This is a genomic window from Microvirga sp. (genome assembly GCF_014699075.1).
Taxonomy (GTDB): domain Bacteria; phylum Pseudomonadota; class Alphaproteobacteria; order Rhizobiales; family Beijerinckiaceae; genus Microvirga.
Map to the genome: position 1 here is coordinate 1 of NZ_JACXAB010000096.1, position 11,738 is coordinate 11,738.

General features: G+C 62.4%; 13 protein-coding genes and 1 pseudogene. 5 read left to right on the top strand and 9 right to left on the bottom strand.

The window, feature by feature from the left end; translation table 11 throughout:
- Positions 1–106: 106 nt before the first annotated feature.
- A complete protein-coding gene (locus IC232_RS31695; protein WP_246812525.1) occupies positions 107–655 on the bottom strand; it encodes a L,D-transpeptidase in 549 nt (182 codons plus the stop codon).
- A 212-nt stretch (positions 656–867) separates the two neighbouring features.
- Between IC232_RS31695 and IC232_RS31700 the strand changes: the two genes are divergently transcribed.
- Together IC232_RS31700 and IC232_RS31705 are read left to right on the top strand one after the other, a co-directional pair.
- Complete coding sequence (locus IC232_RS31700) at positions 868–1,545, top strand: protein-L-isoaspartate(D-aspartate) O-methyltransferase (RefSeq protein WP_190848933.1); 678 nt, start codon at positions 868–870, stop codon at positions 1,543–1,545.
- 285 nt (positions 1,546–1,830) lie between these two features.
- Entirely contained in the window at positions 1,831–2,487 is a 657-nt protein-coding gene (locus IC232_RS31705) for a protocatechuate 3,4-dioxygenase (RefSeq protein WP_190848934.1), read from the top strand.
- A gap of 60 nt (positions 2,488–2,547) precedes the next feature.
- On the opposite strand, the gene IC232_RS31710 is transcribed toward IC232_RS31705, so the two are convergent.
- From IC232_RS31710 to IC232_RS31735, 8 genes and pseudogenes are all read right to left on the bottom strand, one after another.
- Positions 2,548–3,261, bottom strand: coding sequence for a DnaJ domain-containing protein (locus tag IC232_RS31710; RefSeq protein WP_190848935.1), 714 nt, complete (start codon positions 3,259–3,261; stop codon positions 2,548–2,550).
- A complete protein-coding gene (locus IC232_RS31715; RefSeq protein ID WP_190848936.1) occupies positions 3,258–3,986 on the bottom strand; it encodes a VWA domain-containing protein in 729 nt (242 codons plus the stop codon). Before IC232_RS31715 ends, IC232_RS31710 begins: the two co-directional genes overlap by 4 nt.
- Positions 3,987–4,231: 245 nt before the next feature.
- A complete protein-coding gene (locus IC232_RS31720) occupies positions 4,232–4,459 on the bottom strand; it encodes a hypothetical protein (RefSeq protein ID WP_190848937.1) in 228 nt (75 codons plus the stop codon).
- Positions 4,460–4,468: 9 nt separating this feature from the next.
- Positions 4,469–4,652, bottom strand: a pseudogene (locus tag IC232_RS32770) (integrase); the annotation flags it as partial.
- A 140-nt stretch (positions 4,653–4,792) separates the two neighbouring features.
- A complete protein-coding gene (locus IC232_RS33555) occupies positions 4,793–5,152 on the bottom strand; it encodes a response regulator (protein ID WP_409565004.1) in 360 nt (119 codons plus the stop codon).
- A complete protein-coding gene (locus IC232_RS31725; RefSeq protein WP_409565005.1) occupies positions 5,149–7,605 on the bottom strand; it encodes a PAS domain-containing protein in 2,457 nt (818 codons plus the stop codon). Before IC232_RS31725 ends, IC232_RS33555 begins: the two co-directional genes overlap by 4 nt.
- A gap of 359 nt (positions 7,606–7,964) precedes the next feature.
- A complete protein-coding gene (locus IC232_RS31730; RefSeq protein ID WP_190848938.1) occupies positions 7,965–8,963 on the bottom strand; it encodes a DUF2865 domain-containing protein in 999 nt (332 codons plus the stop codon).
- A gap of 178 nt (positions 8,964–9,141) precedes the next feature.
- A complete protein-coding gene (locus tag IC232_RS31735) occupies positions 9,142–9,597 on the bottom strand; it encodes a MarR family winged helix-turn-helix transcriptional regulator (RefSeq protein WP_190848942.1) in 456 nt (151 codons plus the stop codon).
- 160 nt (positions 9,598–9,757) lie between these two features.
- Between IC232_RS31735 and IC232_RS31740 the strand changes: the two genes are divergently transcribed.
- The 3 genes from IC232_RS31740 to IC232_RS31750 are packed head-to-tail and all read left to right on the top strand — an operon-like array spanning position 9,758 to position 11,193.
- Positions 9,758–10,030 (top strand): hypothetical protein, encoded by a 273-nt coding sequence (locus IC232_RS31740; RefSeq protein ID WP_190848939.1) that lies wholly within the window; start codon positions 9,758–9,760, stop codon positions 10,028–10,030.
- A gap of 27 nt (positions 10,031–10,057) precedes the next feature.
- Positions 10,058–10,732: a D-Ala-D-Ala carboxypeptidase family metallohydrolase gene (locus IC232_RS31745; RefSeq protein WP_190848940.1), complete on the top strand. Its 675-nt coding sequence runs from the start codon at positions 10,058–10,060 to the stop codon at positions 10,730–10,732.
- Between the two features lie 20 nt (positions 10,733–10,752).
- A complete protein-coding gene (locus IC232_RS31750; protein ID WP_190848941.1) occupies positions 10,753–11,193 on the top strand; it encodes a nuclear transport factor 2 family protein in 441 nt (146 codons plus the stop codon).
- Positions 11,194–11,738: the final 545 nt, after the last annotated feature.

The following is an 11,738-nucleotide window of genomic DNA, read 5'->3' on the forward strand; positions in this document are numbered from 1 at the left end:
TTTATCTCGGCTCGCACGAAATCGAATTGCTCCACAGAGCGGCCAGATCGTGTTTTGACACAGGCTCGACCCAGAGCGGCCTATGTCTGCCACCACAATTTCGTCGTTACGGGCGTCTGCGAGTTTCTGACTGTAGGCGAGCAGCAGAACCTCCAACCATAATTCCGGATGTGAGCGGATCGAAGCTTGTCAGGCGGCCATAGCTGCCCCCGGGTCCGGTCCCGATAGGATTAACGCCGGTCACCTCGATCCGCGTGTTGCCAAGCCCTTCCGCCATGACAAGGCTGAAGAGGATCCTGGCGTTCTCCGGCGACAGCCGCACGCAGCCACGGGAGGCCGGTGTGCCCAACCGGCGGATGGCCTGGCTCCCGTGGATGGCGTGCCCCGAGTCGGTGAAAAAGATTGAGTGCGGCATCGGCGCATCGTCCCACTCCTTCGAATAATGGTCCTTCACCAGACGAGACGGCGTGAAGGCTCCGGTCGGAGTGGCGTAATCCGCCAGACCTGTCGATACAGGCCAGGAGTACCGCTCAGCGCCATCGACCATCACTGTTATGCGCTGCGTTGTCTTGTTGACCGAGATGAGGACCTCGGCTCCTATGGCCGCGGTCGCCCCGGCGAGGGCCGCAATCAGCACAATTATCAACGAGATCATTCTCCGCATGGTCCACTCCGCCTGCTGCCCACCCTCTCCGCCGAGGCGCTCTTAAAGGACGACCACCAAAAACGGCTAAGGTTCCATGACCGACTGAGATTTGGGACTAGGCCAGTCGGGACAACCTGACAGGCCTCCTGAGCGTTACTCAGGGTTCGCCAATCGCTTGCAGGTAGAACGACCAGTAAGTGGTTCGATTGAAAGCCAGTGTCATGAAGCCCATGAACGAGAGCCACTTAGCGATCCTGCGGCGGCATATGGTCGAGATGGTTGCCATCCACGCTGATCTGGCCAGTGACGAGATTGGCCGAGCCTTGTTGGACGAGCAGGTGATGGCTGCGATGCGGAAAGTGCCACGGCATCTGTTTGTCCCGGCCCCTCTTGCACCTTATGCGTATCAGGACACGCCCCTGCCCATCGGCTTCGACAAGACAATCTCGCAGCCCTTTATCGTGGCGCTCATGACCGATCTTCTGTCGCCACAACCCAGCGAGAAGGTGCTCGAGGTCGGGACGGGCTTGGGATACCAGACGGCGATCCTGGCGGAGCTTGCGGGTCAGGTCCGGAGCATTGAGATCGTCGAGGAGTTTGCCGGAGTTGCACGTGAGCTCCTTCAACAGCTCGGTTATGCCGATATTGAGATCCGCGAGGGAGACGGGTCCCGCGGCTGGCGCGAGCATGCTCCTTTCGACAAGATCCTCGTATCGGCTGCGGCTGACAAGGTGCCCGCCGCCTTGCTTGAGCAACTCAAGCCAGGCGGGCGCCTGGTGATGCCGGTGGGCCCGGAGGAGATGCAGCATCTCACCGTCATTGAGAAGGGTGCCAATGGTCAGACCGGAGTTCGGGAACTCCTGCCTGTGCGGTTCGGCCGGCTCGAAACAATCACCTGAAAACACTCCAGCCTAGCGACCGCTCATACGTCAAAGGTGATGTCGGCTTCCTCTGATGATAGATCCATCCAGCCTCGGGCCAAACGTCGTCTGGTCACATAGAGCCGACCTTCATGACGAGCGGAAAACCAAAGGCAGCGCATGCTTGCAGGGGCTGCCCGTCTCATTTCCGAACCTGGAGCGCAGGCCTGCCATCACGTTCGTGCGATGTGAAATGCGGCGAACTGGTCTGGAGAGGCCGATCGTCTATGCTGCCATTCAATGATCCACGCCTGGGGTTCCCGCATGAGCCACCATCCTCTCATCGATCCTGATCGACGCTCTTTGCTGATCAAGGCTGCAATCACGTCAGCCTCTATCATTATCCCGAGGAGCCTAGTTGCGGCCGAGCTTGTCCCGACACCAGGGCAGACGGAAGGGCCCTTTTACCCGGTCGAGCTCCCGCCCGACATGGACAACGATCTGGTGAAGGTCATAGGTCAGGCCGCTCAGGCTCTGGGACAGGTGGTCCACGTGTCAGGGCGGGTGCTGGACACCCGCGGGCAGCCGCAGCCCGGCAGCGTGGTCGAGATCTGGCAGTGTGATGCGAATGGCATCTACCGCCATCCCCGTGCAGCAGGGCAGGGTCGCATCGACCATGCCTTCCAGGGCTATGGCCGCACCCAGGTGGACGATCAGGGCCGATATGGGTTCCGCACGATCCGCCCGGTACCGTATCCAGGGCGGACGCCCCACATCCACTTTGCCGTGCATGTGCCGGGGCAGGGACGCCTGATCACACAGATGTACATCGAGGGCGAGCCCCTCAACGCACGGGACGGGGTCCTCAACCGCATCCGTGACTCTCAGGCTCGCCGCACCGTGATTGTGCCCTTGTCTTCCGGGCAAGTGTCTGAGCCCGGCGCGCTCCATGGGCGCTTCGATATTATTGTGGCGGCATAGATCCGGGATCATCAGCAATCCACCCTTCAACCAGGATGGCGGTGGCTGCAGCATCATCGTTCACCCCCCATGCCGGCTCAACAGAATGTCCTTGGCTTGGTTCACCCGCGCCGCGAGATAAGTCGAACCGCCTTGATCCGGGTGGAGCTTCTTCATCAAGGACCGGTGTGCCTGCCGGATCTGATCGTGGGTGGCCCCTGGTTGGAGATCTAGGATCCGGTAGGCTTCCTCGGGAGTCATAACACCCGATGCGGGCTGAGCGTCTGCTCGCGGCTGCTCCTCACCCTGTGTGTCTTCACGCCAATGAGGAAAGCGACGGTCGAGGTAAGCCTCGAGAAGGCGGACACCATCGAGATCGCTAGCTTGGCACTCCGTCAGCAGCTTCCGCAGGCGTGCCTCGTCCAGTGATCCGAGTTGCTGCCCGGCAAAAGCACCGGCAAGCACGGAGCCGTCCATCTCGCCGGTGTCGTGAACCAGCGTCATCTCGATCAGCCGTGAGCGGACCCGTGACGTGCTGCCGGAAGCCGGCTGCGCTCGTCTGCCGAGATTGGGGAAAGCGATGCGGCTCCACCCGAGGAGCCAGGCTCCGAGACTTCCGATCAGCAGGGCTATGTCGATCCGTCCTCGGATAGCGAGCAGTCCCGCGATGCCAAGGGCCACAATGCCGCCAATGACCTTGAGAAGCTTCGCAAGGGAGGCTGGGTTCGCATGCGCGAAGTTGCTCAGGAAAAACCATAGAACGGTGACGGCCGCGATGCCGTACAGCAGCATCACGGCTTGTGTCCGTTCATGGCGGTGAGCAGAACGCGAGCCTGTGCGTTGCCAGCGGACAACCGAGTGAGACCCTCGACACCGTTGGCCGCATAGGCCGCGGCAGCGCGCAGGAGTTCAGACAGGCTGTGGGGAGCTCCTGCATCAAAGCGGGCATAAGCTCCGCCGCTCAGGCGGGCGATCTCCTGAAAAGCACGGGCGGCATCAGGGTCATGCCCTTCATGGAACATGAGGGCCTTGACGCCCAGCAAGCCAAGTTCGCCTGCAACGGCACAGAGATCGTCAATCGGCTCCTCCATGGCATCGCCGACATAGACGAGCACCTTCAATGGTGCTTGGCCGGCCTCTGTCCGGACATGACGGAGCACCCGTCCGATCTGGGTCTGACCTCCCCGGCAACTGATCTTCGTCATGAGGTCCATCAGCGCCCGCGGATCGGCGACCCAGCGGGAGGAGCGGCACTCGCCGAAGCCTCGGAAGTAGACCAGTTGCACCGAGAGTCCTCCGGCCTCACTGGCCGCGGCAAACATCTCGCCCTGGACAAGGCAGGCAAGATCCCAGGTGGGCTGCCGGCTCATGGTGGCGTCGAGAGCAAACACGAGCCGCGCCCGCGGTGCATTGCCCGCCAACGGTCCAAGCCGCTTGGCTTCCGAAAGAAATGAGTCAACCATTGAGGCTGGACTGCCGGCAGTTGCGGGTGGTCGTGTGAGATCCTTCTTGTCAGCCATTGTATCTCCCTCTCCAAAGATGTGGGGCTTGAGGGAGCGCGTGTAAATGCGGGACACAGAAGCAGAGCTTTGCACGTCCGGGTTGGGAGATCTGCGAAGATGGGAGAACAGGCAGGACGGATGCTCTATTTAGTAAGCGATGGAAGCGGTGCGAAACACCCTGTAGGGAGGAGCCATCGGAACGTCGCTTGTTGGCACGAGGCGGAAGTAACTCGAATGTCTGCCTTTCCGTAGTGAGCAGACGTTCATTCCGTCTGCTCAATTTCTTGGTTTGACCCAACCCGGACCTTGCGCTGGGTGAAACCCGATGTCTGAAGTTGGCCGAGAGCTGCCTGTCCGCTTTCAAGCGATCGATGCCGCAAAGCGGACATGGCCGCATGGCCAGTCTCGCTCGTCCATGCTCCCATGCCGAGCGTTGGTCGGTCCGAACGGACCAGCCCGCCACGGCCGAGATCGTCGATCCTGATCTTCACGATGTCTCAGCCCCGCAGCTTGCTGTCGATCGCCAGATCGAACAGCGCTCGGTCTCGGATCCGTCGCTCCCGGTCAAGACAGAAGCGGATGGCCCAGACGTGCTGAGGTTTGAGCGGCGCTTCGCTCCGAGTTTTCGACCTGCGTTCCACGGCTTTCGGTCCCTAAGCCTGGATCGCATTCGGAATGTCCCATAGCCTGTCTCCCGCCGGCCTAATCCGGCCAGGGAAGGAGGACACCGAGGGAGTTACAGCGTAAGGGTCTGGCCGGAAGCTGTCTGTTCGCACTTGTGCGGGTTCTTGATGGAGCCGAACGCAGTGCAATGGTTCTCAACCTTAGCTCTTTCCGAGAGCGGCAAGGCTCGCTGCGAGTTCTGCCTGCCGGAACGGCTTCACCAGGCGCGGCAGGTCGGGCGCGACGCCTTCGACGTCGGCGTAGCCGGAGATGATGAGCACTCCGGTACCGGGCAGCCGCCGATGCAGCTCACGGGCGAACTCGGTGCCCGTCATCCCCGGCATCAGGTGATCGGTGACCACAACGTCAGGCACCAAGCCGTCCTCAAGCAGACGCAGCGCCTCCTCGGCAGATATCTCCTCCACAACCGTGTAGCCGAGTTCGACGAGCATATCGGCGGTGCTCGCGCGCACCAGTTCCTCGTCGTCGACCAGAAGCACGGTGCCCGCCGTGATGCTCACCTCGGGTTCGCCGGCAGCCACAGTTCGACGTTCGTGCCAAGTCCCGGCTTGCTGTTGATCTTGAGCGTGCCACCAAGCTGGGCGGCAAGCCCGTGCACCATCGAGAGGCCAAGGCCCGTGCCCCTCCCGATGCCCTTGGTGCTGAAGAAGGGCTCGACCGCGCGCTTCAGCGTCTCTGCGTCCATCCCGGTGCCCGTGTCCGCGACAGACAAGCGGATGTATGGGCCGGCCGCCAGACCCGACGAGTGAGCGCGTTCGACATCGCCGGCTCGGGCCGAGATCGTGAGCTGGCCGCCGTTTGGCATCGCATCACGAGCATTCACGGCCAGGTTTAGGATCGCCATTTCGAGCTGATTGGGATCGGCGAGCGCTGGCGGCAGGTCGCTTGCGGTGTCTACGGTCACCTTGACCTGGGGACCTGAGGTGCTGCCGATGAGATCAGCCATGCCAGCAATCAGCGAGCCCACGTCCACCGGCTGTGGCTGCAGCGGCTGGCGCCGAGCAAAGGCAAGCAGCCGCTGCACGAGCACGCGCACACGCTCAGCCGAAGCGAGCGCGCCTGCGATCAGCCGCTGCTCGCGACCGCCGCCAAGCCCTTTTCGCTGAAGAAGGTCGAGGCCGCCCACGATAGGGGTGAGCAGGTTGTTCACGTCGTGCGCCACGCCGCCGGTCAGCTGCCCCATCGCGTCCATCTTCTGCGACTGGCGAAGGGCGTCTTGCGCCTCGGCAAGTTGTGCTTGCCCACGGACGCGCTGGGTCACGTCTATGACGAACTGGTAGACACCGATCTGCTCGCCTGCTTCGTTCCGTAGGGGCCGGAAGTTCACCTCATAGTACGGCCGGACGCGGCCCGGGCCGCCGTAGTCTTCGACGAAGGTGACGTTCTCGCCGCGCATACCCTGCGCCCAGCCGGCTCGGACCTGCTCCTGGTGCTCCGGCTGGTCGGCGAGCAGCCCGAGCATGTTGTCGCCAGCCTTCGGCCGCACGCCGTAGATGCGCTCGAACTCGTCAGCGTTAGCGGTGTTTATGGCAAGGATGTTGAAGTCGAGGTCGACCGCCAGCACCATGATGTCGGTGACCTCGACGATCGTTGCGAGCAGATTGCGCTCAGCGGTACGTTCGGCGACCCGTTTTTCCAATGTTGCGTTAAGCTCGCGCAGCTGCTGCTCGGCGACCTTGCGCTCCGAGATGTCGTTGAACAGCACGGCCACACGAGGCTCGCGCGGCTCTCCTGTCCGGAAGAAGTGAACGTCGTACCAGCGCGCCAGGGGCTCGACATAGTTCTCGATGCGCACCGGCTCACCGGTTAGCAGGACGTGGCCGTTAGCGTCGATCCAGTGTTGTTCGATGCCAGGCGTAAGCTCGCTCACCCATTTCCCGACTGCATCGACAAGGCCTGTCTGCCGCTCGAACGCCGGGTTGGCTTCGACCACACGGTAGTCGACCGGGTTCTGGTTCTCGTCGAACTTTACCTCATGAATTGAGTATCCAACATCGATGTTCTCGAACAGCGCACGGTAGTGCGCCTCGCTCTGACGCAGTGCGCCATCTACCCGGGCGCGTGCGACCGCAACCCAAGTCCGTGCAGCGACCTCCTCCACCAGCGCGATCTCGTGCGCCGTCCAGTGATGAACATCGCGAAAGTTGACGTAGAGCGTGGCGGTTAAGCGGCCGTCGCGCACGAGGGGTACCGACACGAACGAGCGTGTCTCGATCGCAGCCCAGGTCGCATGAACCTGCGCCGGATCCGCCTCCACGTCGTTGCAGACCTCTGTCAGCCCCTGCCGCTGGCGCGCGATGCTGACGGAACCGAAATCGCTGGGAGCAAATGTCCCGATGAGAGGCTCGACGCCGTCGACAAAGCATGCGTCCCAGACGATCGTCTCGTCGCCTGCCTGCACTTCGCTGTAGCCGACCCGGTTAGCGCCCAAGTGACGGCCGAGCGCTTCGACAGCGGCCGCCATGACGGCACGCGGCTCTGTCACGCCGCAAAGCCGCTCCTCGAGCGCAAGCCGAAAGCTTTGGCGCTGCTCCGCCAGCACCTTGCCCGTGGTTTCGATGACCGTGTCCAGGAAGCCAGCGACATTACCGGTCTCATCGCGAACGGGGCTGTAGCAGAAGGTGAAGTAGGTCTGCTCCGGGTAGCCATGCCGCTCGACGATGAGCGGGAAGTCCTCGATTAAGGTCGGCTCACCGGCAAAGGCGCGGTCGGCGATCGGCCCTATCGTGTCCCAGGCCTCGCTCCACACCTCGCTGAAAGGCCGGCCGAGAGCCTCGGGCTCGATGCCGAGGATTGGACGGAAAGCATCGTTGTAGAGGGTGATCAGGTCTGGACCCCAGACGAGGCAGCTCGGGAACTTCGAGCCGAGCACCATGCCCACAGCTGTGCGCAGGCTCTGGGGCCAAGTCTCTGGTGCACCGAGTGGAGAGGCGGACCAGTCGTGGGTCCGCATCAAGGCACCCATCTCGCCGCCACCGGTCAGGAACGCTGGGGCTGCTGGACTGCTCGATTCGTACGACGATATCAACGGGGGCTCGCTTTACAGCCAAGAAAACCTAAGCCGAACTAGAGTGTCGCCATTATTCGGCAATGCTTGTGTCCTGCCTTTCCGAGCGTGGGCTGCGCGCCAATGATCAATCGCGAAGCGGACCTGATCGGGCCGGCACTTCAACTTCTCCATCTGACACTGGGCTGAGCTTAACCTTACTTCCGTACTCACAGAGTAAGCTGACCTTCAGACGGCCAAGCCTAACGGCTCAGATTGCCCCACACCGGACCTTCGCGGATCTTTCAATAGGCGCCTTCACAAGCTTATGGCACTGGAACCGGGATGATGTCAGGGGCGATCACCCGGATTAACCTGCCTTGCCTGGCAGGCGAGGGGGTCGCCTGAACGCTGCCCGTGGTCTCAGGATCCCTTGAGGTCGGCGGTGGGGCTGCCGAGGCCACACCAATCATCGTGCCCTCCGCCTTGTCCCGCTTAGCCTTTGGCCTTCTGAGCGCCGCGTTGGCCATCTGCTCCGAGACTGCCTCGGTGACCAGCACATCGCTTTTCTTGCGCGCGATCATGGTCTCCGCCTTGCGCAGTGCATGCGCCCAGCTCTCATTTGGCTTCTTACAGGAGCAGCTCGGATCGTAGGCTTTCCGGAAGCGCAGCGCATTCGGCAGCCTCATGTACGGCTCGCCTGTGTCCGACACCGCCTCCTCAATGCCGCCCTCGCGGGGAGCATGGAAGACCATCACTTCTGCATTCGGGCACAAGGCGCTGCACAGGCTGGCCACGCTTTCTTTTCCTTTCGGCTCGCTGTCCAGGGGGAAGTACCCTCCATCGCAAGAGCGCACACACACAAGACGCCCATCCCCGTTCAGCTTGGGTCTTGGGAGGGACTCAGGTTCGGTTGCATCGCAGGCCCTGCCGATCGCCGCCCTGAGCTGACGGCGGCGCTCATCAACAGCTGATGTATCTGTCGTTTGGCGGATGAGGGACTGGTAGCTCGCCTGAAGGGCACGGATCTGCCCAGCAATGGGACCACACTCCGCCGGCGGCGTGAAGAAGAAGCCGCCGCGGTCACAGCCGATGGCGCGATAGTAGCCCGACAGGCGCTCGATCTCACGGGCATGCCGCTGGCCATTAGCTTCGGCTTGGCGAGATGAGGCGCCACTGCGGTTCAGGGAGGCGAGTTCTGCCTTATACCGCTCACAGGCCGGTGCTTGGGCGAGCGCTGTATTCTGTCCTGCCAGAGGCACCAGCAGGATGCTCGTCGCAAGGGTCAGCAGGGATCTCCGGAGACGGCTGGAGCACGTCGGCATGTTGGTCCTCCCATGCCGAAGCATTGCCCCTGAATGAGCTGCACCAACATCCTGCCGGAGGACAAACTGTTGCGACGCTTGGCCAATCATCAATCCTATGACCAAAGCCACGGTTCCGGCTCTACTGCTTTTGCGCCAATGGTGACGGTTCAACCCCGTATGAGAAGGGCGGGGAAGACTACTCGAGGAAGCTGTTGAGGCTGTCGCGCAGGTGCATGAGCTCGTCCCTCAGCGCCTGGATCTCCTGGGCGGATCGACCACTGGCGCAGGCCACGTTGTGCCGCGCCTTGGCAGCCTGCTCCTTGAGGCCGTGGCCCTTGGGCGTGAGGCTGATGCGGACTTGGCGCTCGTCCTCAGGATCGCGCTGGCGGCGCACGATGCCGGCAGCCTCCAACCGCTTGAGCAGCGGGGTCAACGTGCCCGAGTCGAGATGAAGCTGTTCGCCAATGTGCTTCATCATCTGGTCGTCCTGCTCCCACAGAACCAGCAGCACCAGGTACTGCGGGTAGGTAAGGCCGATCTGGTCCAGCCCCGGCTTGTACACGCGGTTGAAGGCCTGCGACACGGAATAGGCGGCAAAGCAGAGCTGCCGGTCGAGGGTGAGGGTGTCGTCCAGGGTGTCAGGCTCATGCATCTGCGGTTTGGCCAAGGCGTACTCCTACGAGCAATCAGATTCGTTAACGTACTACTGAATAACCCGTTAGTATAGTTGTGCGCAGTTCAATTGCGCGTTAATGATATCTGACCTGCTCATCCTGGCAGGCCTCCACCCTCTACCTGCTTGAGAGCCTGCCATGATCCGCATCCCTGCCTCTTACTTCCGGGGTCTCGCTGTTCTGACCCTCGGCGCCACCATCGTGCTCAGCCATGCAGCCTTGGCTGCCCCGCAAGGCGGCTCCTCCCAGTCTGATGCCCAGGTTCAAATGGCTGAGTTGTTGGGAGATGACTTGGTGGAGGAGCACGGCACGGCAGGCATTGAGCTGGCCGAAAACTGCTACTTGGAAGTGCAGAAGCACCGCACGCCGCAGGGCAAGGTCGTGTCCCGCATTGTCCACGAGTGCGACTGAGGTGAAGCAATGAACAGGATCTTCACCATGCACAAGCGCATCCTTCGCCCTGCGAACTACTTCAGACCTGCGGAGCAACGGAACAAGGTCGAGACTGCCGCCCGTGTTCTCAGTGCATCGCTGGTGTTGGGGGCGATGGTGAGCGGGGGGACCTTGCTGCTCCGAGCGGCTCCGGCCCATGCCGAGCGGGAGCGCGCGCAAGCTCTCGTGGCGCCGCAGCCCAAGCCAGCGAAGTACGTCAAGCGAAACGCAGTTGCGGCGAACACCCCCACCGCCCGCCGCCTTTGGGTGGACCCGCCACCGCTTCCCACAGGCCAGCAGGCGGCTCGTACAGCCGGCTCCGCAGAACCTGCCTTTAAGTCAGCCCCTGTCACCCAGACAGCTTCTGCCAGCTCACCGGCGGCGCCCACTGAGTGCCTGCCGACTGGTCTGCGCAATGTGCTGAAGGATGTTGAAGCGCGCTTTGGTGCGGTGATGCTGGTGTCCACGACGGAGCTGCATACCGATAACCACAGCCGCGCCAGCGTGCGCCATAAGCTTCATAGCGCATGCCGGGCGGTGGACTTCAAGGTAAAGGGTGACGGAAAGGCTGTGGTTGCGTACCTGCGCTCACGGCCCGAGGTGGCCGGGATCAACAGCTATGGCAACAATGGCGTGATCCACATTGATCATGCCGAGCCGCGTCAGGTGGCCCAGCGCTAGGCGCTCCATCGTACCGGGCCATGACCGCCACGCCTACCGCCAACATCGCACGATCCATCGCCGACGACACCCGTGCCGTCGTGCAGGAGTTCCTGGCTGCCCGCCTGGCCGGGGGCACCGAGCGGCTCGTCACCCTCTTCGCCGACCAGGTCGACTGGATGCTTGCCGATAACCCCGCCGTCCCGTGGATCCGCCCGCGCTCCACTGCCGCCGAATGCGCGGCCCAGTTCACGGAATTGATGGAGCACACCGTGCCCGAGGACGCCCACGCCTCCGTCGACACCTTCCTCGTCGACGGAACCGACGCGGTCCTGATGGAGCACGTGTTGGGGACCGTCCACGCAACGGGGAAGTCCTTCGAGGGCCTGTTCGCGCTGCACCTCACCGTCGAGAACGGCCGGATCACCAGGCACCACCTCTACGAGAACAGCCTCTCGATCGCCGAGGCCTGCACCCCGTGAGGGCGCGGGCAATGCATGTCGTGTGACCTTAGACGATCGACGCGTGAGGTCGATGTAGCGGATGCGGAATGACCGCTCTTGGCAGATTTTGTTGATTTAGTCGGCCAGATGGAGTGTTGACGGTCTGCTCCGAGCTTTTCAGAGCTACTGGATAGCTGTGTTTGCCCCGTCGCCCCGGCTCTGGAGCCGGGTTCGGGCGATTTGGAGGCACATCATCATGCTCCGATCCCGGCGCCGGAGCCACTTGCATGCCCATCATCGTCTTGCCCTCCGCAAAGCGACAGGAGCATGGAATCACGCCAGCGCGGCACAATCAACGCCCCACTCAATCAACACTATCGGCACTTCTCGGACATAGCGCCGAGGTCCGCTTACATGGGGTAACCAGACGTTCACGAAGGGCAGGGGAGCTTCGTCCTTTGACCCTGGCTGTGTCAAAACGCGGCTGATGATATGATCGCCCAGCTATGTTTGGGGGATCCGATGAGACGCTTTGTTGAAGGCGTGGATCGCAGCCAGACCACCCTGTTTCCCGAAAGCCTGGA

What these genes read in the sequence shown, in the direction of transcription:
- IC232_RS31695 (WP_246812525.1), bottom strand. Translation starts at nt 655, where the DNA reads ATGATCTCGTTGATAATTGTGCTGATTGCGGCCCTCGCCGGGGCGACC.
- IC232_RS31700 (WP_190848933.1), top strand. Translation starts at nt 868, where the DNA reads ATGAAGCCCATGAACGAGAGCCACTTAGCGATCCTGCGGCGGCATATG.
- IC232_RS31705 (WP_190848934.1), top strand. Translation starts at nt 1,831, where the DNA reads ATGAGCCACCATCCTCTCATCGATCCTGATCGACGCTCTTTGCTGATC.
- IC232_RS31715 (WP_190848936.1), bottom strand. Translation starts at nt 3,986, where the DNA reads ATGGCTGACAAGAAGGATCTCACACGACCACCCGCAACTGCCGGCAGT.
- IC232_RS31725 (WP_409565005.1), bottom strand. Translation starts at nt 7,605, where the DNA reads ATGCGGACCCACGACTGGTCCGCCTCTCCACTCGGTGCACCAGAGACT.
- IC232_RS31730 (WP_190848938.1), bottom strand. Translation starts at nt 8,963, where the DNA reads ATGCCGACGTGCTCCAGCCGTCTCCGGAGATCCCTGCTGACCCTTGCG.
- IC232_RS31735 (WP_190848942.1), bottom strand. Translation starts at nt 9,597, where the DNA reads ATGCATGAGCCTGACACCCTGGACGACACCCTCACCCTCGACCGGCAG.
- IC232_RS31740 (WP_190848939.1), top strand. Translation starts at nt 9,758, where the DNA reads ATGATCCGCATCCCTGCCTCTTACTTCCGGGGTCTCGCTGTTCTGACC.
- IC232_RS31745 (WP_190848940.1), top strand. Translation starts at nt 10,058, where the DNA reads ATGCACAAGCGCATCCTTCGCCCTGCGAACTACTTCAGACCTGCGGAG.
- IC232_RS31750 (WP_190848941.1), top strand. Translation starts at nt 10,753, where the DNA reads ATGACCGCCACGCCTACCGCCAACATCGCACGATCCATCGCCGACGAC.